This is a genomic window from Tranquillimonas rosea, from assembly GCF_900111315.1.
In the GTDB taxonomy this organism is placed as follows: Bacteria; Pseudomonadota; Alphaproteobacteria; order Rhodobacterales; family Rhodobacteraceae; genus Tranquillimonas; species Tranquillimonas rosea.
Genome location: NZ_FOGU01000005.1, coordinates 284,195 through 304,626, shown reverse-complemented (window position 1 = coordinate 304,626; position 20,432 = coordinate 284,195). Strand labels below are relative to the sequence as shown.

Below are 20,432 nucleotides of genomic sequence, written 5' to 3'. Positions count from 1 at the left end.
TCCAAAGCTTGGGAAGTGTGATCGATGGCAAAGCGCGACTATTACGACATTCTCGGGGTCTCCAAGGGGGCCGACGCGGACGAAATCAAGAAAGCCTATCGCCGCAAGGCGAAGGAGCTTCACCCGGACCGCAACTCCGACAACCCCGAAGCCGAGACCCAGTTCAAGGAGGCCAACGAGGCCTACGAAGTTCTCCGCGACGCCGACAAGAAGGCGGCGTATGACCGCTACGGCCACGCCGCGTTCGACGGTGGCATGGGCGGCATGGGTGGCGCCCGCGGCGGTGGCCGGGGAGCGGCCTATGGCGGCGGCGATTTCGCCAGCGCCTTCTCCGACGTATTCGACGACCTCTTCGGCGACATGATGGGCGGCGGCCGCGGCCGCGGCCAGCGGGCGACCCGCGGCTCCGACCTGCGCTACGACATGCGCGTCACGCTCGAAGAGGCGCACCAGGGCCTGCAAAAGACGATCAACGTGCCCTCTGCGGTGACCTGCGACGTCTGCGAGGGCTCCGGCTCGGAAGGCGGGGCCGAACCGCAGATGTGTCCGACCTGCTCCGGCATGGGCAAGGTCCGGGCGCAGCAGGGCTTCTTTACCGTCGAACGCACCTGCCCGACCTGCTCGGGCGCGGGCCAGATCGTCAAGAACCCCTGTGGCGCGTGCAGCGGCTCGGGCCGCGTGACCCGGGACCGGGCGCTCAGCGTGAACATCCCGCCGGGCGTCGAAACGGGCACCCGCATCCGCCTCGGCGGCGAGGGCGAAGCCGGTCTGCGCGGCGGTCCGGCCGGCGACCTCTACATCTTCATCGAGGTGGCCGAGCACCAGCTGTTCCAACGCGAAGCACAGCACCTGCACTGCCGCGTGCCGGTGTCGATGATCGCGGCCTCGCTGGGCGGCGACATCGAGGTGCCGACGATCGACGGCGGACGCAGCCGCGTGAAGGTGCCCGCCGGCAGCCAGTCCGGCAAGCAGATGCGCCTGCGCGGCAAGGGCATGCCGCAGCTTCGCGGCGGCGGCTACGGCGACATGTATATCGAGCTGGCCGTCGAGACCCCGGTGAACCTCTCGTCGAAGCAGAAGGACCTGCTGCGCGAGTTCGACCGCGCCGGGCAGGACAACAGCCCCGAGACCGCCGGCTTCTTCAAGAAGGTGAAGAGCTTCTGGGACGGGATGAAGTCCTGACCCCGGAGATCCGTTGAAATCGGCAGACGCCGCGTCCGACCGGGCGCGGCGTTCGTCGTTTCGGGTAGGATTAACCGTTCGCTAACCAAGCGGCGACATCCTGACGGGGATGCCGAAATCCCGCCATGACATCGACGAAGCGACCCTGCCCTTCCTCATGCGACCGGAGGATCAGAAGGAGCGCCTGCCCTCGTATATCCGCGACCACCGCTCCCGGTTGCGACAGCGCTTCATGGACGGCGGCGCGGGCGCGATGCCGGATTACGAACTGCTCGAGCTGGTCCTCTTCCGCGCCATCCCCCGCCGCGACGTCAAACCCCTGTCGCGCGCGCTGCTGGACACATTCGGCGACTTCAACCGCGTCCTGTCGGCCGAGCCGTCGCGCCTGAAGGCGGTGAAGGGGCTGGGCGATGCCGTCGTGCAAGAGCTCAAGATCGTCGAGGCGGCGGCGCACCGGCTGTCACGCTCTCGCGTGATGCAGCGGCCGGTCATTTCCAGCTGGCAGGCTGTGCTGGACTATTGCCACACCACCATGTCCCACCGTGAGACCGAGCAGTTCCGCGTGCTCTACCTCGACCGGAAGAACGTGCTCGTGGCCGACGAGGAACAGGCCAAGGGCACCGTCGATCACGTCCCGGTCTATCCGCGCGAGATCGTCAAGCGGGCGCTCGAACTCAACGCCTCGGCGCTGATCCTCGTGCACAACCATCCATCGGGCGACCCGACACCGTCGCAGGCCGACATCACGATGACGAACCGGGTTGCCGACGCCTGCGCGGCGCTCGACCTGGCACTGCATGACCACCTGATCGTGGGAAAGGACACCGAGCTCAGCTTTCGCGGCAGCGGCTATCTGTGACCGTCACTCGATCCAGACTTCGACGCGGCGATTGACCCGGCGCCCCCAGGCCGTCTCGTCGCAGGCCATCGGCATCGCCTCTCCGAACGCTTCGACCCTGAGGTTCACGCGGTCGGGATCCGCCGATTCCGCCGAGGCCCGGACCGCATCCCGCACCGTCCGCGCCCGGCTGTTCGACAGGCGCCGGTTGATCCCGGCGGGCCCGGCGCCGTCACCAAAGCCCACGAAGACCAGCGACCGCTGGTCGAACACGCCGCGCTCCAATGCCGCGCTCAGAAGCGCCACGTTCGACCGGGACTGCGCATCCAGCGCGCTCGACGCGTTCTCGAACCGGAATGTCAGGGTGAGGCGGCTCTTGCCCGACAGGGCGCTGACAAGCTGCTGCAGGTCTTGCAGATCGGTCTCGACCCCCGCCCTACGGATCGCGTTGGCAAAGCGCTCGCCCTGATCGTCCAGGGGGATCGCGCGTGGGAACTGGTCGACGAAGCCGGCCCGTTCGATCACCGGCTGCGCCGCCGGGGACCCGGCGAAGGACATGAACTCCCGCGCCAGCCGCGGCAGCCGCACAGCGGGCGTATAGAGGAACATGGGCGCCGTCAGCGGGTAATCCTCGGTCTTGAGCGTCGTCTCGCTCGCTTGGCTGCTGGTGCCGCACGGGCCACGCAACGCCAGCGGCACGGCGTCCCCCTGCTCGATGAAGCTGCCGATCCCGAGGGCATCAGGATCGTCGGCCACGGCCGACGCGAGGTCACGCGCGGACTCGTGCCGCGTGATGGCGTCGTTCGACTCGAGAACGTCCTCGCCGATATCCACCGTCGCCGACTGCGCGATGCCCATGCCCGGCGCCATCGCATGCAGCGCGATGGGCTGGTCCGGCCCGCCGAGTTCGGCCCACGATCCGATCTCGCCCCGGAACGCCGCGCGCAGGTCCTCGAGGGAGATGTCCCGCACCGGGTTCGACAGCGCGACCAGCGGCACGACCGCGTCCAGCGCCACGATGCGGGCGCGGTCACCACTGACGAGATCACCCAGGCCGGCGGTCCGGGCCAGCCGCGCCTCGCGCGCCAGGACGGGCCGCAGGGACATCACGATGTCGGCCTCTTCGGCGACGAGGTCGGCGAACCCCTCGGCCGACGAGTGCAGGCGGAACCCGAACCGGCCCACCACGCGGTCGGCCTCGGGGTCGCGCAGGACATAGGTGAAATCGTCGCTGCCCGTGTCGTCCCGCGACAGGTTCAGGCCGTTGCGGATCGCGAAGGACTCGATCAGCGCGGGCATCAGCACCTCGCCCATGCGCTGCGCCCCCGCGAAACCGACCTCGGCAACATAGGCGTCGACATCGGGGCAGCCCTCGCCGCCGCATTCCACGCGGGTGCCGTCGACGGTGAGGATGCCGTACTGCGTGCTCAGGCGATAGAACTCGCCATCGTATCCGAGAAGCTCGCCGGAAATGGTGACCGTGCCCTCGCGGGACGTGAGCGTCACCTCGTCGGCGGTCGCGGAGACCGCGGCTGCGCAAAGACAAAACGCGGCGAAGACCGCCGCGCGAAATGGTATCATGGGCTTCCCAGGGAGACCGCTTTCACTGCGATCGATCTTCGGGTCCCGTCGGCGGATTTTCAACAGCAGAATAGGACCCCGTGGCGTCACACCGCGGGCGCCCCGCCCCGACGGGGCGGGATCATGCCCGAGAGGCGGAGGTCAGCTGATGCGGCCGTGGCAGTGCTTGAACTTGCGGCCCGAGCCGCAAGGGCAGGCATCGTTGCGGCCCGGATTTCCCCAGGTGTCGGGGTCCGCTTCGACAAAGCCCGGCGCGGCGGCCTCTGCCTCGGCTTCGCCTTCCGGCGGTACCGCCCGCGCGGCGTCCTCGACCTCGCTCCGCTGGGCCTTCATCTGGTCCAGCATCGCCTTCTGCTCTTCTTCCGAGAGCGGGCGGATCTGCGACAGCTTCTGCGACACGTCGGCCCGCAGCGAGTCGAGCATCCCCTCGAAAAGCTGGAAGGCCTCGGTCTTGTACTCGTTCAGCGGGTCGCGCTGCGCGTAGCCGCGGAAGCCCACGACCGAGCGCAGGTGTTCCAGCATCAGCAGGTGGTCGCGCCATTTCTGGTCGATCGTCTGCAGCAGGATCTGCTTTTCGATCTGCCGCATGTTGTCGGGACCGAAATCGGCGGCCTTCTTTGCCATCAGCTCGTCCGAGGCGGTATAGAGCCGCTCGCGGATGACTTCGCCGTCCACGCCCTCTTCCTCGGTCCAGGCGATGACCGGTTGGTCGAGGCCCAGCTTTTCCATGACGGCCACGTACAGGCCCTCACCGTCCCACTGGTCGGCATAGCTCTTGGCCGGGATGTGCTGATCGACAAGGTCGTCGATGACCTGGTGGCGCATGTCCTGCGTGATCTCGTGCAGGTCGTCCGCCTCCATGATCTCGCGCCGCTGGCCGAAGATGACCTTCCGCTGATCGTTCATCACATCGTCGAATTTCAGCAGCTGCTTGCGGATGTCGAAGTTGCGCCCCTCGACCTTCGCCTGCGCCTTCTCGAGCGACTTGTTCACCCACGGGTGGATGATCGCCTCGCCTTCCTTCATGCCGAGGCGCGACAGCATCTTGTCCAGCCGGTCCGAGCCGAAGATGCGCATCAGGTCATCCTCGAGCGACAGGTAGAACGCCGAACGGCCCGGATCGCCCTGCCGGCCCGACCGGCCGCGCAGCTGGTTGTCGATCCGGCGGCTTTCGTGGCGCTCGGTCGCCAGGACGAACAGGCCGCCGGACTCGATCACCTTCTGCTTCGCCTCGGCATGCTCGGCCTCGATCCGGGCGCGCAATTCGTCGGGGTTGGCCTCGGGATCGGCGGCGAGCGCCTCCATCACCTTCATGTCGACGTTGCCGCCAAGCTGGATGTCGGTGCCGCGGCCGGCCATGTTGGTGGCGATGGTCACCGCGCCCGGCGTGCCGGCCTCGGCGATGATCTGGGCCTCTTTCTCGTGCTGGCGGGCGTTCAGGACATTGTGCGGGATCTCGGCCGCCGTCAGCATCTGGCTCAGCTGCTCGGACTTCTCGATCGAGGTGGTCCCGACCAGCACCGGCTGCCGGCGCTCGTACGACTCGCGGATCGCCTCGGCGATGGCGTCGTATTTCTCTTTCGCGGTGCGGTAGACGGCGTCGTCTTGGTCATCGCGGGCGATGGGCTTGTTCGTCGGCACGGCGACGACGCCCAGCTTGTAGATCTCGGCGAATTCGTCGGCCTCGGTCAGCGCGGTGCCGGTCATGCCCGACAGCTTGTCGTAGAGGCGGAAATAGTTCTGGAACGTGACGCTGGCGAGCGTGACGTTCTCGGGCTGGATGTTCGCGCCCTCCTTCGCTTCGATCGCCTGATGCAGACCGTCGGACAGTCGGCGGCCAGCCATCATCCGGCCGGTGAACTCGTCGATCAGCACGACCTCGCCGTCGCGGACGATGTAATCCTTGTCCCGCGTGAACAGCTTGTGGGCGCGCAGGCCCTGGTTCACGTGGTGCACGATCGTGGTCGATTCCGGGTCGTAGAGGGTCTGGCCCTCGGGCAGGATTCCCGCGCCGGAAAGGTGCTCTTCGAGGAACTCGTTGCCCTCGTCGGTGAAGGTCACGTTCCGGGTCTTTTCGTCGATCGTGTAGTGGTCTTCCGTCAGAAGCGGAATGACCCGGTCGATCGTGCGGTACAGATCGCTGCGGTCCTGGCTGGGGCCCGAGATGATCAGCGGCGTCCGCGCCTCGTCGATGAGGATCGAGTCGACCTCGTCCACGATGGCGAAGTTGTGGCCGCGCTGGAACATGTCGTTCAGCTCGGACTTCATGTTGTCGCGCAGGTAATCGAAGCCCAGCTCGTTGTTCGTCGCGTAGGTGATGTCGGCCTGGTAGGCGGCGCGCTTTTCCAGCTCGGGCTGCTGCGGGTAGACGGCGCCGGTGGTCATGCCCAGCAGACCATAGACCTTGCCCATCCACTCGGCGTCACGCCGCACGAGGTAGTCGTTCACCGTGACGATGTGCACGCCCTTGCCGCCGAGCGCGTTCAGATAGGCGGGGAAGGTGGCGACCAGCGTCTTGCCCTCGCCCGTCTTCATCTCGGAGATATTGCCCTGGTGCAGGAAAATCCCGCCCATCAACTGCACGTCGAACGCCCTCAGCCCCAGCGCACGGCGGGCGGCCTCGCGGCAGTTGGCGAAGGCCTCGGGCAGCAGGGCGTCCAGGCTCTCGCCCTTTTCCACCCGCGCCTTGAGGTCGGCGGTGCGTTCCTGGATGGCGGCATCCGACAGCGCCTCGAACTCGGGCTCCAGCGCGTTGATCCGGTCGATCAGCGGCTGCGTCGCCTTGATCTTGCGATCGTTCGGCGTGCCGAAGACCTTCTTCGCGATCGATCCGATTCCGAGCATGTGGTCTCCTGACAGCAAGATGCGCGGGGAATGCTTGCCCGTATCGGCACGCCCCCTTATGCAGGCGGTCAAGACGGCCCCTCGCGGCACGCTTGGCGATGTAAGGGGCTGCACAGATAGTGTCAACGTCACGGCCACGGGCCGGAAGGAAGGACATCGCATGCTTGCACCACGTTCCATGATGCTCGGCACCGCTCTTGCCGCCTCGCTGGCGCTTCCCGCGGCCGCGCAGGATGCCGATACGGTCGTCGCCACGGTGAATGGCACCGACATCACCCTTGGACACATGGCCGTGCTTGCCGAGCGTCTGCCCGAGCAATACAGCCAGCTGCCCGACCAGGCGCTGTTCGACGGCATCCTGGACCAGCTGGTGCAGCAGACCGCGCTGGCCGACCAGAAGGAAGAGCTGTCGCGCCGCGGCGAGCTGGTGATCGAGAACGAGCGCCGTGCGCTGTTCGCGACCGAGGTGCTCGAATCCGTCTCGGAACAGGCGGTGAGCGACGAGGCGATCCAGCAGATGTACGACGAGAACTACGCCAACGGCGAGGGCGGCACCGAATACAACGCCTCGCATATCCTGGTGGAAACCGAGGAAGAGGCGCAGAGCCTGATCGAAGAGCTGGACGGCGGCGCCGATTTCGCCGAGCTGGCGCGCGAGAACTCCACCGGCCCCTCCGGCCCGAATGGCGGCGAGCTGGGCTGGTTCGGTGACGGCATGATGGTCGAGCCGTTCCAGAACGCGGTGGCCGAGCTCGAGACCGGCGACGTGTCCGAGCCCGTGCAGACGCAGTTCGGCTGGCACGTCATCAAGCTGAACGAGACCCGCGAGCAGGAAGCGCCGTCGCTGGACGAGGTGCGTGACGAGATCGCCGCGCAGATCCAGCAGACGGCCGTGCAGGAGATGATCGACGAGGCCACCGCCTCGGCCGAGGTCGAGCGGCCCGAGACACCAGAGATCGACCCCTCGGTCGTCCGCGACTCCGCGCTGTTCGACTGAGCCGCGATGACCTGCCGGACGATTGCGCGGGGCGTGGTGTGATGGCCAAGCTTCCGGTCTCTCCCCTTGCCCCGCCGCGCTTTCCCGACCTGCCCGAGATCGGCGGCGTGCGCTTCGCCACCGTCGCCGCTGGCGTACGCTATGCCGACCGCACCGACGTGATGCTGGCGGAACTGTCACCCGGCACCAGCGTGGCCGGGGTGTTCACCAGGTCCGCGACGCGGGCCGCGCCGGTGCTGGACTGTCAGGAGAAGATCGGGCGCGGGTCGGACGACGGCGCCGCGATCATCGTCAATTCCGGCAACGCGAACGCCTTTACCGGCGGACGTGGGCAGGAATCGGTGGCCCGCGTCACCGGCGGCGTCGCCGAGCGCCTGGGCCTGCCGCCCGAGCGCGTGTTCTCAGCCTCGACCGGGGTGATCGGCGAACCGCTCCCCGACGAGCGCATCACCGCCCGCCTGGACGACCTGAAGGATGGCCTGACCGCCACCGGCATGGAGGAGGCCGCGCGCGCCATCATGACGACCGACACCTTCGCCAAGGGCGCGACGACGCGCTGCGAGGTCGGCGGCAAGACGATGACGATCGCAGGGATCGCGAAGGGTTCGGGCATGATCGCGCCCGACATGGCGACGATGCTGGTCTACATCTTCACCGATGCCGCGATCAGCCAGCCGGCGCTGCAATCGATGCTGGCGGAACTGAACCATTCCACCTTCAACGCGATCACGGTGGACAGCGACACCTCGACGTCCGACACGCTGATGGTGGCGGCCACCGGCGCCTCGGGCGCGGCGGCCATCACCGACCCCGCGTCCGCCGACGCAGCCCCGTTCAGAGAGGCGATGGGCCGCGTCATGCTGGACCTCGCGCATCAGGTCGTGCGGGACGGCGAGGGTGCGACCAAGTTCGTCGAGGTGACGGTCACCGGCGCCCGGAGCGAAGGCGACGCACGGAAGGTGGGCTTTGCCATAGCGAACTCGCCGCTGGTCAAGACGGCGATCGCGGGTGAGGATCCGAACTGGGGCCGCATCGTGATGGCCGTCGGCAAGTCCGGCGCCGAGGCCGACCGCGACCGCCTCTCGATCCGATTCGGCGACATCCTCGTCGCCGAGAACGGATGGGTCGCCCCCAGCTACAGCGAAGAGGCGGCGGCCGCGTACATGACCCAGCCCGAGCTTGCCATCGGTGTGGACCTGGGACTGGGTGAGGCCGCGGCGACGGTCTGGACCTGCGATCTGACCCACGGCTACATCGACATCAACGCGGACTACCGGTCGTGAAGATGGTGCTGGTCTCGGCCGTCGCGCTCGTCGATGCCGATGGGCGTGTACTGCTGACCCAGCGGCCCGAGGGCAAGTCGATGGCCGGCCTGTGGGAGTTTCCGGGCGGCAAGGTCGAGGACGGCGAGTCGCCCGAAGCGGCGCTGGTCCGCGAGTTGCACGAAGAACTCGGGATCGAAACCTGGGACAGCTGCCTCGCACCGCTGACCTTCGCCAGCCACGCCTACCCCGATTTCCACCTTCTGATGCCGCTCTTCGCCTGTCGGAAATGGGCCGGGCAGCCGCAGGGACGGGAGGGGCAGGCGCTGAAATGGGTGCGCCCGACCGCGCTGCGCGACTACCCGATGCCGCCGGCCGATCTGCCCCTGATCCCGATTCTCCGCGACTGGCTGTAATCGCCTGGACCGTGTCGCGCGCAAGCCACGCCGACCTACGGATTACATAATTTGCACATACTTTGAGCGTATTTTGCTGGGTTGTGCATTTTTTATTAGTGATTTTGGAACCATCTCCCGACATACTGAAACGACAGCTTTAGGAGAGGTCCAATGGTCCAGACGATCACAATCGGAAGCTGCGTTTCGGTGCAGGGTAATGTCGTGCGCAATCTCGAAGATGGGCGTGTGACCATTCAGGTGGGCGAGCAGGCCTATACCGGTTTCCCGGTTCGCACGCCGCCGCAGCCGACCCTGGCCGCGGTCTGAGCGCAGCGAAAATCCGGATGCAAAAAGGGCGGCACGATGGCGTGCCGCCCTTTCATTTTGTCCCGGTGGAGGGGCGCGCTCAGTCCAGAGCGCGCTCCACCTCTTCGCGGGTGAAGATCTCGATGACGTCGCCGGGGCGGACGTCCTCGTAGTTCTCGAACGCCATGCCGCATTCCTGGCCCGAGATGACCTCGGACACCTCGTCCTTGAAGCGCTTCAGCGTCTTCAGCGTGCCCTCGTGGATCACGACATCGTCGCGCAGGAGGCGCACACCGGCCGAGCGGCGCGCGACGCCCTCGGTCACGAGGCAGCCGGCAACCTTGCCCACGCCCGAGACCTTGAACACTTCGCGGATCTCGGCGTAGCCGATGAAGTTCTCGCGGATCTCGTTCGACAGCAGGCCCGAGGCCGCGGCTTTCACGTCGTCCACGAGGTCGTAGATCACGCTGTAATAGCGGATCTCGACGCCCTTCTGGTTGGCCGTGTTCCGCGCCGATGCGTTGGCACGGACGTTGAAGCCGAACACCGGGGCACCGGACGCCTCGGCCAGGCCGATATCCGTCTCGGTGATGGCGCCGACGCCCGAGTGCAGCACGCGAACGCGTACCTCGTCGTTGCCGATCTTCTCCATCGCCTGAACGATCGCCTCGGCCGAGCCCTGAACGTCCGCCTTCACGAGGATGGGGAGCTCGGTGACGTTCTCGTCCGCCTTCGCCTTGGCCATCATCTGTTCGAGCGTGGTGGCGGCGCCAGCGGCGGCGCGCTTGTCCTTCGCCTGTTCCTGGCGGTACTCGGCGATCTCGCGGGCCTGCGCCTCGGTCTCGACGACGTTCAGGACGTCGCCCGCCTCGGGCGTGCCGTTGAGGCCCAGGACCTCGACCGGAACCGACGGGCCGGCCTCGTCCACGCGGTTGCCCTGATCGTTGATCAGGGCGCGGACCTTGCCCCACTGCTCGCCCACGACGAAGATGTCGCCGCGACGCAGGGTGCCGTGCTGCACCAGGACGGTCGCCACGGGACCGCGGCCCACGTCCAGCTGCGCCTCGATAACGGCGCCTTCGGCGGCGCGGTCGGGGTTCGCCTTGAGATCCAGGATCTCGGCCTGCAGCGCGATCGATTCGATCAGGTCGTCGAGACCGGTGCCGTTGATGGCCGAAACCTCGACATCCTGCACGTCGCCCGACAGGCCTTCGACGATCACTTCGTGCTGAAGCAGATCGGTCCGGACCTTGTCGGGATTCGCCGAAGGCTTGTCGCACTTGTTGATGGCAACGATCATCGGCACACCCGCCGCCTTGGCGTGGTGGATAGCCTCGACCGTCTGCGGCATCACCGCGTCATCCGCGGCAACCACCAGCACGACGATGTCCGTTACCTGGGCACCGCGGGCACGCATCGACGTGAACGCCGCGTGGCCGGGCGTGTCGAGGAAGGTCAGCGTCTTGCCGCCTTCGCTTTCGACCTGGTAGGCGCCGATGTGCTGCGTGATGCCGCCCGCCTCGCCTGAGACCACCTTGGTCTTGCGGATCGCGTCAAGCACCGAGGTCTTGCCGTGGTCGACGTGGCCCATGACGGTGATGACCGGCGGACGCTGCTTCAGGTCCTCGGCCTTGTCCTCGACCTGCTCGATCACGTCCTCGACATCGGCGTCCGAGACACGCGTCACCTTGTGACCGAACTCCTCGATGATGAGCTCGGCGGTATCGGCGTCGATCGTCTGGTTCTGCGTCGCCATGATGCCGTTCTGCATCAGCGACTTCACAACGTCGGCGACACGCTCGGCCATGCGGTTGGCGAGCTCCGAGACGACGATCGCCTCGGGCAGCTGAACGTCGCGCACGATCTTTTCGCGCTGCGCCGAGCCGCCCATCGCCTTCTGGCGGGCGCGCTCCTGCTTGCGCTTCATCGAAGCAAGCGATTTCTGACGGCCGCCTTCGCCGCCCGACAGGGCCTGGTTCAGCGTCAGCTTGCCCGAGCGGCGCTTGTCGTCGCCCTTGCTCGGCTTTGCCGTCCGGTCGCGGTTGTCACGCTCGGGCTGCTTGCGGGCGGGCTGGCCGCCCTTGCCGCCGGGGGCGGGCTTCGGGGCCTCGGCCGCGGGCTGCTGTTCCTCGGGCTGGGGCGCGGCCTCCTGCTTCTTCGCAGCTTCCTGCTCGGCAAGGCGGCGGGCGTCCTCTTCAGCCTTCTGGCGCGCTTTTTCTTCGCGCTCGCGCTCTTCGCGCTCTTTCTCTTCAAGCTCGCGACGGCGACGCTCGCGCTCTTCGGCGCGGGCCTTCTCTTCCGCCTGGCGACGCTCTTCCTCTTCGGCCTCGCGCGACTTGGCGGCCGCGAGTGCCTTCATGCGACGCTCCATCTCGGCATCGGAGATGCCGGCGGGTCGCTTGGAGGGATCTGTCTTGGGCGCGGACTGGCCGGAGCCTCCGCCCGACTTGCCGGATGCGGGCTTGGGCACGACCACGCGCTTGCGCTTGGTCTCGACGACGACGTTCTTGGTCCGGCCGTGGCTGAAGCTCTGCTTCACCTGACCCGAACGCTGTCCGCCGCGAACGCCGAGGGTCTTTTTGCCGTCATTATCGCTCATATGGTCTTCTTTACCTTTCCGGTGGCATCGCCACCGCCATCGTCGCGAACGCCCGAAAGCCGCACGGCGTCATCCCTGAACGAGTCAGTGAGTCCGCCTGCGGCAAGCGCCGCATGTATCACATGTTCCCGACCGAAGGACAAACCCAATTCCACCGCGCTCAGGATGTCGAAGTACGACCCCCGCCCGCGCGGCCGGTGCAGCTTGGACTTGCCGCGGTCGGAGCCGTCCGAGGCCTGCAACAGGATTGCCGCCTCGTCCTTGCCCAGCCAGTCCTTCACCTTCTCGTACCCGGCGACGGCCTTGCCCGCCTTGCGGGCCAGGGCCAGCCGGTCCTGCACCCGGCGCAACAAAATACCCTCAACATCCGAGACCAGGGTCTCGGGAACGGTCACCTGCTGCCGGGCCGCGCGCGAGAAGAGCCGCTTTGAGACCGCCGTGTCGAGCGCCGACCGTTCGGCGCTGACCCAGATGCCCCGTCCGGGCAACTTCTCGGCCACATCCGGGATTATAGCGTTTTCCGGGCTGACGACAAACCGTATCAGCCCCCTCTTCGGGTGCCGCTCGCCCGTGGCGATGCAGCGCCGTTCCGGATCGCTCCGCTCCTTCTTTGCGCCACCGCGGCTCATTTGGGTCTGCCTCGGGATCAACGTGTTCAGGCGCTCGCCTCTTCTTCGCTCTCTTCCGGCTCGGCGCCCTCTTCGTCGGCGTCGTCGGACTCGAGCTCTTCGGGATCGACCCAGCCCAGCTGGATACGGGCGGTCATCACCATGTTCTGCGCTTCGGCTAGGCTGACGTCGAACTTCTCGAGCAAGCCGTCGTCCTTGACGCGCTCGCCGTCCACGGTGGTCCAGCCACCGGCCAGCTCCCAGTCCGCACAGGTGGCGAAGTCTTCAAGCGTCTTGACGTCATCCTTGGCCAGCGCCTCGATCATCTGGGGCGTGAGGCCCTCGAATTCAACCAGGCTGTCCTCGACGCCCAGCTCGCGGGCATGCTCCATCGCCTTGCGGTTCTGCTCTTCGAGATAGTCGCGGGCCCGCGCCTGCAACTCGGACGCAGTGTCCTCGTCGACGCCGTCGATGACCAGCAGCTCGTCGGCCTCGACATAGGCCACCTCTTCGAGGTTGGTGAACCCTTCCGAGACCAGCAGCTGGGCAAAGAACTCGTCCAGGTCCAGCGTGTCGACGAACAGCTTGGTGCGCTCCTCGAACTCGGCCTGGCGGCGCTGACTTTCCTCTTCCTCGGTCATGATGTCGATATCCAGACCGGTCAGCTGCGACGCGAGACGCACGTTCTGGCCGCGGCGACCGATGGCGAGCGACAGCTGCTCGTCGGGAACGACGACCTCGATACGCTCGGCCTCTTCATCGAGCACGACCTTGCTGACCTCGGCCGGCTGCAGCGCGTTGACCAGGAACGTCGGCATGTCCTCGTTCCACGGGATGATGTCGATCTTCTCGCCCTGAAGCTCGTTCACGACGGCCTGGACACGGCTGCCGCGCATGCCGACGCAGGCGCCGACCGGGTCGATCGAGCCGTCATACGAGACGACGCCGATCTTTGCGCGGCTGCCCGGATCGCGGGCCACGGCCTTGATCTCGATAATGCCGTCGTAGATCTCGGGCACTTCCATCTTGAACAGCTCGGCCATGAACTGCGGGTCGGTCCGGCTGAGGAAGATCTGCGGGCCGCGCACCTCGCGCCGCACGTCCTTGATGTAGCAGCGGATGCGGTCGTTCGGGCGATAGCTTTCGCGGCCGATCTTCTCGTTCCGGCGCAGGACACCCTCGCCGGTGCCGATGTCGACGATGACGTTGCCGTATTCCTCGCGCTTGACGATGCCGTTGATGATCGTGCCGGCGCGGTCCTTGAAGTCCTCGTACTGGCGGTCGCGCTCGGCCTCGCGGACCTTCTGCAGGATCACCTGCTTGGCCGACTGCGCGGCGATCCGGCCCATCTCGACCGGCGGAACCTCGTCGCGGATCTCGTCGCCGGGCTGCGGGTCGTCGAGATACTGCTTGGCCTGATCGACGGTCAGCTGCGCCTGGTAGTTCTCGAGCTCGTCGTCGTCACCGATGACGGTCCGCACGCGGGTGAAGGTCGCCCGCCCGGTCTTGCGGTCGATCTTGACGCGGATGTCCATCTCGGCGCCGTAGCGGGACTTGGCGGCGCGGGCGAGGCTCTCTTCCATCGCCTCGACCACGAGGCCGGGGTCGATCATCTTCTCGCGCGCGACGGCCTCGGCGGTCTGCAGCAGTTCCAGTTGGTTGGCCGATGTGATCGCCATCTTGCTTACTCCTTCTCGTGGCCGTCGGCCGCGTCATCGTCGAGCACGTTTTCGACCGCATCGACTTCCTTGTCGTCGAGGTGGCCGGAGTCCTTGCGCCCCTTCAGGACGTCACGGATCAGGTCGTCGGTCAGCACCAGCTTGGCATCCGAGAGCCAGTCGAACTGAAGGCCGATTGTGCCTTCCTCGATCTCGATCAGGACTTCGGATCCCTCGATCCCGGCGAGCACACCCTTGAATCGGCGGCGGCCGTCGATCAGCTCGGTCGTCTCGATCTTGGCGACGTAGCCTTCCCACTGGTCGAAATCCTTGAGCCGCGTCAGCGGCCGGTCGATGCCGGGGCTCGACACCTCGAGCGTGTAGTGGTCCTCGATCGGGTCCTCGACGTCGAGCGTGGCGCTGACGGCGGTCGAGATGGTGGCACATTCGTCCACCTCGATGCCGCCGTCGGGACGGTCGGCCATGATCTGGACGGTGGGTTGCTTGCCACCCTGATACCGAACGCGAACCAGCTCGAACCCGAGATCCTCGATCACGGGCCGGATCACTTCGGCAAGGCGGCGGTCGATCTGCGCTTTGGCGATTAGGTCTGACATTGGTCCGAACACAAAAAAACGGGCACGCGGCCCGTCACAATTTCCCGGTGGAGCCTTCAGGTTTGGACCCTGAGACGCCGCTGTTCGAAGCCCATATACGCCTCCGGTCCCGCCGGCGCAAGAGGCGTCGTCACCGCTTGTGGGTAGAGGCCTGCCGCCGCGCCCAGCTGCGCCTCAGCCACAACGCCGACACCAGCATCACCGTGATCGACGACGCCAGCCCGATGGCATTCCCCAACAGCGCCGACGTCGCCGAGAGCTGCGCGGCGAAGGCGTTGCCCAGCGCCGCATAGAACGACGACCAGACCACCGCCGCCGGCACCGAGGCCATGGTGAACCGCGCCCAGCCCAGTCCGGCGGCCCCGCTGATATAGCCCACATAGGGACCGAGCGGCGAGATCACGGTGCGCGACAGGAAGATCGCCAGTGTCCCCCGACGGTTGAGCAGCTTTTCCGCCCGCGCCACCGTGGCCGCGCTGCTCTTGGCGGTGCGCATCCGCGCCAGAAGTCCGGGCCCGGCCCGTCGCGCCAGGGCATAGACCCCCTGGTCGCCGATCACGAAGCCGATCGTCACCGCGGCGATCACCTGCCACAGCACCAGGTCGGCGCTTGCCGCCAGCGCCCCCGCCGCGAGCACGAGCATCGCGGTTGGAAACGGCACACCGAAGCAGCTGATCGCGATCAGCACGGCCAGAAGGTAGACGCCGTAGATCGGAAGAAGGGCCAGCAGCGTTTCCGTCATCCGCCAGACCGCTCTTCGGCCAAAATCGATTCGACCTCGTCCAGAAGCTCGCTCACCGGAACGTCGCGCGACCGGGCGATCTCGGACAGGGTGCGACCCCCGCGCCGGACCGAGGGGTCCAGTTCGAGCGCTTGTAACAGCGCCGCGGGCTCGACGCCCGAGGACATGGCCGCATAGCCCGGCGTCATCCAGCCCGAGATCGGCGTCGCTCGGTGGACGGGGTCGCTGAAATAGACGGCATTGCGCCAGACCTTCACGCCGAAATACCCCGTGCAGGCCGTCGAGATGACGAACGCCGCCAGGACAAGCGGCTGCCGCCGCGACAGGTATCGCACCGCTCGGATCATGGGGCGTGTCCTACCGGCTTGCGCTGCTGGCACAAGCCCGGATCGCCGTCGCGTCGGCGCTATCGGGCCGGCTGTGTGGCCACGACATCGTGAACGGGCAGTTACGGGCGCTTTGGCCGGCCGGATCGGGCGAGGTAGAGGGACGTGGCCGACGCGGAGTGATTCGCCGCCTTCCCGGTTCAGGCGAACCACCAACGCTCGATCAGCCGGCTGCCGTCCATCTCCAGAACGTCGCTGATCGTGCCGGCATTGGTCAGCTTCGACGAGGCCGCATCGACGTGGGTTGCATACATTGGGATCAGGGCGCCGCCATCCGCGCTGAAGCTGGCCTGCATCTCGGCATACATCTCGGCCCGCCGCGCGGTGTCGAGCGTCGCGCGGGCTTCGATCAGGCGTTTCTGGAACGGCTCCTCGGTCCAACGCGTCTCGTTCCACGGGGCCCCGACCCCGGCGACCGTCGAGAACATCCAGTCCTCGGTGACCCGGCCGGACGAGCTGCTCGCGCGCCACGGCGCGGTCCCCCAGACGCCGGACCAGTAGCCGTCCGCAGGCACCTCGCGGACGTCGATGTCGATCCCGGCCGCACGGGCCGACGCCCGCAGCAGACCGGCCGCATCGACCGCGCCGCCGAACGCGGCGTCGGACGCCCAGAGCGTCAGGTCCAACGACTCGTAGCCAGCCTTCCTCAGGTGGAACCGCGCCTTGTCGGGGTCGTAGCCGTGCTGCGGCAGGGTCCCGGCAAGATACTGGTTCACGGGACCGATCGGATGATCGTTCGCCACCCGGCCATGACCGCGCAGGACGTTGTCCACCATCTCTTGCCGGTCGACCGCGTGCTTCAGCGCGCGCCGCACATCCACGTCGTCGAACGGCGCGATATCGGTGCGCATCGGGAAGCCCAGGTGCCGATTGCCCGAAACCTCGAAGATCGAGACGTCGCGGCCCCCGGTCATCTGCGCCTCGTCTCGGACGTCGACACGGTTCACCGCATCGACCTGCCCCGCCCGCAGCGCGGCCATCCGAGTGGCCGGGTCGGTCATGGCGATCAGCTCGACCGTGTCGAACCAGCCGGCCTGGCCGTCCTTGTAGTGCCCCTCGACCCGGCGGAGCGCCGCGCGCACGCCCGGCTCGAACCGCTCCACCCGGTAGAGACCGGTGCCGATCCCCGCCGCGATGGCTTCGTCGATCTGTCCCGCGGGGTAGATCGCCAGGTGATAGTCCGACAGCAGGAACGGGAAATCGGCGTTGCCGGCCCTGAGCACCATCTGCACCTGGTGGTCGCCGAGCCGCTTCATCTCGGCGATGTTCTCGACGATGGGCCGCGCGGCCGATGTGCTGCCATCGGCGACATGCAGGTTGAGCGACGCGATCACGTCCTCGGCGCCGAACGCCTTGCCGTTGTGGAAGGCCACGCCGCGGCGCAGGTTGAAGGTCCAGACTCGGGCGTCCGAGCTGGCCTCCCAGCTTTCGGCCAGTTCGCCCACAAGCTCGCCATTCGACGCGATCTCGGTCAGGCAGTCGAAGACGCCCCCCATCGTGGCCATGACCATGAACGTGTCGGCGTGGCTGCGGGCATCCCAGGTGTCGGACGCATGCGCCCCGGCCAGTCCAAGCCGCAGGCACCCGCCCCGCTTGCCCTGCGCGCGCCCCGGCAGGCCGGTCGCCGCCAGAACACCGGCAGCGGCACCGCTCTGCAGAAGCCCGCGTCTTGAGATGCGTGTCATCGGTCCTCACCCCGTCGCGGCCCGAGTCTACACCGATCGGGCCGGCGAATCGCCACCCTTCTTGCCACAGGCGCCGCGATGACCGTGCGTCAGGCGGCTCACCCGCCAGCGCGGACCCCCGCCGATCAGAGCCTGCTGCGCAGCGAATCCATCGTCCCGACCAGCTCGCGGCTGATGCCCGGCTCGGACAGCGCATGGCCCGCCCGCGGCACCATCACCAGCCGCGCGGCGGGCCAGGCACGGGACAGGAGATGCGCCGAGAGCGGCGGGCAGATCATGTCGTAACGGCCCTGGACGATCGTTCCCGGAATATCCGCCAGCGCATCCGCATCCTCGAGGATCTGGCCATCCCGTTCGAGGAAGCCGGCATTGGTGAAATAGTGATTCTCCAGCCGCGCGAAGGCCCGAGCGTATTCCGCCGGGCTTTCGCCACCGGGCCCCTCGTTGTCGATCGAGGCGAGCGTGTTCTCCCAGCTGGCCCAGGCGCGTGCGAACCGGGTCTCCATCATCAGGTCGCCCGAGAACAGGCGCCGGTGATAGGCGGCGATCAGGTCGTCATGCTCGTCCTCGGGGATGAGATCGGCGAACCGCTTCCAGACGTCGGGCCAGAACTGCCCGGCCCCACCGCCGTAGAACCAGCCGAGCTCGCGCTGGGTCATCAAGAATACGCCGCGCAGGATCAGGTGGCGCACCCGCTCGGGATGCGTCTCACCATAGATCAGGGCCAGCGTCGCGCCCCAGCTGCCGCCGAAGACGGCCCACGACTCGATGCCCAGCTCGGTGCGGATCCGCTCGATATCGTCGACCAGGTGCCACGTCGTGTTGGCGCTGACGCTGGCATGGGGGCGCGAGCGTCCGCAGCCCCGCTGGTCGAACAGCACGATGCGGTAGACCGAGGGATCGAAATACCGGCGCATCGCCGGGCTGCACCCGCCGCCGGGCCCGCCGTGAAGCACGATCACGGGGATTCCGTCACGTTTGCCGCATTGTTCGACGTAGATCCGGTGTCCATCGCCCACGTCGAGAACCCTCTGGTCGAAGGGATCGATCGGCGGATAGAGGAAATGCGCCGCGTTCTTTTGACCTGCCGACTTGTCCATGGTCGATCTATATATGCGTGAAACCGGCCCCGCCACGGGGCAAAGCAGGAAAATGAGTGCCGCGAATGACCGAAAGCACGATCGACACCACCGAAGTCGCCAAGTTCGAGGCGATGGCAGCCGAGTGGTGGGATCCGCGCGGCAAGTTCAAACCGCTCCACATGCAGAACCCGTGCCGGCTGGATTATATCTGCCGCCAGATCGCGGCCGAGTTCGACAGGGACCTGTCGCAGCAGCGCCCGTTCGAGGGGCTGCGGCTTCTGGATATCGGCTGCGGCGGCGGGTTGCTGTCCGAACCGATGGCCCGCCGCGGGGCCGAGGTGGTCGGCGCGGACGCCGCGGCCGGCAACATCCCCGTCGCCGAGGTCCACGCCCGGCAAGGCGGGCTGGACATCGACTATCGCCACACCACGGCCGAGGCCCTGGCCGCCGAGGGCGAGACGTTCGACGTCGTCCTGAACATGGAAGTGGTCGAGCACGTGTCGGACCCGGCCGCCTATCTCACCGCCTGCCGCCGCCTGCTGAAGCCCGGCGGGCTGATGATATGCTCGACGCTCAACCGCACCATGCGCAGCTTCGGCGCGGCCATCGTCGGGGCGGAGCACATCATGCGCTGGCTCCCGCGCGGCACCCATGACTGGCGCAAGTTCATCACCCCGGACGAGCTGTATTCCCTGCTGCGACAGGCCGGGCTGGACCCGGTGGACCGGCAGGGCATGGTCTTCAACCCGGTCACTTGGCAATGGTCTCTGAACGATCGCGACCTTGCCGTGAACTACGTCACGACCAGCCTCAATCCGGCCCGCTGAACGGCCGGTCGTGGGTCAGCGACGGCACCTTGCCGCGCGCGTCGTCCACGGCGCTCAGGTCCAGGTCCACCAGCGTCAGCCCCGGCTCGGTCCCGCCATCGGCCAGCACCTCGCCCCAGGGCGATACGGCCAGGGAATGGCCGTGGGTCTGTCGCTGCTTTCCGCGGCTCGCGGCATGGGTGCCGCACTGGGCCGGCGCGAGGACGAAAGCGCCGCACTCGATCGCCCGCGCGCGCAAAAGCGGCTCCCAATGGGCGGCACCGGTGACGGGCGAAAAGGCGGAGGGCACCGTCAGGATGCCGGCCCCGGCCTGCGCCAGCGTGCGGTACAGGGCAGGGAACCGGACGTCGTAGCAGATCGTCAGGCCGAGACGCCCGAACGGCGAGTCCGCCGTGACGGCGCGGTCGCCGGGACGATAGCCCGCCGATTCGCGGTAGGTCTCGGTCTCGGACACGGCGACGTCGAACATGTGGATCTTGTCATAGCGCGCAGCGACGGACCCGTCCGGTGCGATCAGGAACGACCGGTTGGCGAAACGCCCGTCCGCGTCGTCGGTCTTGAGCGCCAGCGATCCGATCAGCACCCACCGCCCGAGCGCGGACGCCTCGTCGCGCAGTCCGGCGAGGGTCGGGTCGTCGTGCTCGTGCCGCAGCACCTCGGTCTGACGGGTGCGGCTGGCCGAGACACAATTCGTCACCTCGGGGGTGAGGATCAGGTCAGCTCCCTGCCCGGCTGCCTCGCGCAGCCGGCCCACCACGGAGTCCAGGTTCTCGGCCGGATCGTCGCTCGACCGCAGCTGGATCAGGCCCGAGCGCACCGG

18 protein-coding genes are annotated in these 20,432 nt (G+C 67.3%); 7 read left to right on the top strand and 11 right to left on the bottom strand.

Annotation, left to right across the window (positions count from 1 at the left end):
* The first annotated feature begins 24 nt into the window (after positions 1-24).
* Entirely contained in the window at positions 25-1,182 is a 1,158-nt protein-coding gene (dnaJ, locus tag BMZ25_RS10675) for a molecular chaperone DnaJ (RefSeq protein ID WP_092693333.1), read from the top strand.
* Positions 1,183-1,339: 157 nt separating this feature from the next.
* Entirely contained in the window at positions 1,340-2,041 is a 702-nt protein-coding gene (radC, locus tag BMZ25_RS10670) for a RadC family protein (RefSeq protein ID WP_235859845.1), read from the top strand.
* 3 nt (positions 2,042-2,044) lie between these two features.
* Here radC and BMZ25_RS10665 read toward each other — a convergent pair whose 3' ends face one another.
* Entirely contained in the window at positions 2,045-3,601 is a 1,557-nt protein-coding gene (locus tag BMZ25_RS10665) for a phosphate ABC transporter substrate-binding/OmpA family protein (protein ID WP_092693327.1), read from the bottom strand.
* Between the two features lie 141 nt (positions 3,602-3,742).
* Positions 3,743-6,445, bottom strand: a complete 2,703-nt coding sequence (gene secA, locus BMZ25_RS10660; RefSeq protein ID WP_092693323.1) for a preprotein translocase subunit SecA — start codon at positions 6,443-6,445, stop codon at positions 3,743-3,745.
* A 160-nt stretch (positions 6,446-6,605) separates the two neighbouring features.
* Here secA and BMZ25_RS10655 point away from each other — a divergent pair, with 160 nt between their 5' ends.
* The 4 genes from BMZ25_RS10655 to BMZ25_RS10640 all read left to right on the top strand — a co-directional run bounded on the left by BMZ25_RS10655 (position 6,606) and on the right by BMZ25_RS10640 (position 9,429).
* Entirely contained in the window at positions 6,606-7,442 is an 837-nt protein-coding gene (locus BMZ25_RS10655) for a peptidylprolyl isomerase (RefSeq protein ID WP_092693322.1), read from the top strand.
* A 41-nt stretch (positions 7,443-7,483) separates the two neighbouring features.
* Positions 7,484-8,725: a bifunctional glutamate N-acetyltransferase/amino-acid acetyltransferase ArgJ gene (gene argJ, locus BMZ25_RS10650; protein ID WP_092693319.1), complete on the top strand. Its 1,242-nt coding sequence runs from the start codon at positions 7,484-7,486 to the stop codon at positions 8,723-8,725.
* Positions 8,722-9,120 carry an 8-oxo-dGTP diphosphatase MutT gene (mutT, locus tag BMZ25_RS10645; protein WP_092693316.1) on the top strand — a complete coding sequence of 133 codons (399 nt, stop codon included), beginning with the start codon at positions 8,722-8,724 and terminating at the stop codon, positions 9,118-9,120. Before argJ ends, mutT begins: the two co-directional genes overlap by 4 nt.
* A gap of 153 nt (positions 9,121-9,273) precedes the next feature.
* Positions 9,274-9,429: a hypothetical protein gene (locus tag BMZ25_RS10640; RefSeq protein ID WP_092693313.1), complete on the top strand. Its 156-nt coding sequence runs from the start codon at positions 9,274-9,276 to the stop codon at positions 9,427-9,429.
* A 79-nt stretch (positions 9,430-9,508) separates the two neighbouring features.
* Here BMZ25_RS10640 and infB read toward each other — a convergent pair whose 3' ends face one another.
* The 8 genes from infB to pip form a co-directional block, all read right to left on the bottom strand.
* The gene (infB, locus tag BMZ25_RS10635; protein WP_092693310.1) at positions 9,509-12,007 is read right to left on the bottom strand and encodes a translation initiation factor IF-2; all 2,499 of its coding nucleotides are present in this window, start codon (positions 12,005-12,007) and stop codon (positions 9,509-9,511) included.
* A complete protein-coding gene (locus BMZ25_RS10630) occupies positions 12,004-12,636 on the bottom strand; it encodes an RNA-binding protein (protein ID WP_092693308.1) in 633 nt (210 codons plus the stop codon). The genes infB and BMZ25_RS10630 overlap by 4 nt, the downstream gene beginning before the upstream one ends.
* Positions 12,637-12,662: 26 nt before the next feature.
* A complete protein-coding gene (nusA, locus tag BMZ25_RS10625; protein ID WP_092693306.1) occupies positions 12,663-14,294 on the bottom strand; it encodes a transcription termination factor NusA in 1,632 nt (543 codons plus the stop codon).
* A gap of 5 nt (positions 14,295-14,299) precedes the next feature.
* Positions 14,300-14,890, bottom strand: a complete 591-nt coding sequence (gene rimP / locus BMZ25_RS10620) for a ribosome maturation factor RimP (protein ID WP_092693303.1) — start codon at positions 14,888-14,890, stop codon at positions 14,300-14,302.
* A gap of 130 nt (positions 14,891-15,020) precedes the next feature.
* Positions 15,021-15,632 (bottom strand): DedA family protein, encoded by a 612-nt coding sequence (locus tag BMZ25_RS10615; protein WP_092693301.1) that lies wholly within the window; start codon positions 15,630-15,632, stop codon positions 15,021-15,023.
* On the bottom strand, positions 15,629-15,979 hold the full coding sequence (locus BMZ25_RS10610) for a hypothetical protein (RefSeq protein ID WP_092693298.1): 351 nt from the start codon (positions 15,977-15,979) through the stop codon (positions 15,629-15,631). Before BMZ25_RS10610 ends, BMZ25_RS10615 begins: the two co-directional genes overlap by 4 nt.
* 179 nt (positions 15,980-16,158) lie before the next feature.
* A complete protein-coding gene (locus BMZ25_RS10605) occupies positions 16,159-17,703 on the bottom strand; it encodes an ABC transporter substrate-binding protein (RefSeq protein ID WP_092693296.1) in 1,545 nt (514 codons plus the stop codon).
* 125 nt (positions 17,704-17,828) lie between these two features.
* Complete coding sequence (gene pip, locus BMZ25_RS10600) at positions 17,829-18,803, bottom strand: prolyl aminopeptidase (RefSeq protein ID WP_092693294.1); 975 nt, start codon at positions 18,801-18,803, stop codon at positions 17,829-17,831.
* A 65-nt stretch (positions 18,804-18,868) separates the two neighbouring features.
* Here pip and ubiG point away from each other — a divergent pair, with 65 nt between their 5' ends.
* The gene (gene ubiG, locus BMZ25_RS10595) at positions 18,869-19,612 is read left to right on the top strand and encodes a bifunctional 2-polyprenyl-6-hydroxyphenol methylase/3-demethylubiquinol 3-O-methyltransferase UbiG (RefSeq protein ID WP_092693292.1); all 744 of its coding nucleotides are present in this window, start codon (positions 18,869-18,871) and stop codon (positions 19,610-19,612) included.
* Here the strand turns inward: ubiG and BMZ25_RS10590 are convergent.
* Complete coding sequence (locus BMZ25_RS10590) at positions 19,596-20,429, bottom strand: carbon-nitrogen hydrolase family protein (RefSeq protein WP_092693289.1); 834 nt, start codon at positions 20,427-20,429, stop codon at positions 19,596-19,598. The two genes, ubiG and BMZ25_RS10590, sit on opposite strands and share 17 nt — an antisense overlap.
* Between the last annotated feature and the right edge of the window lie 3 nt (positions 20,430-20,432).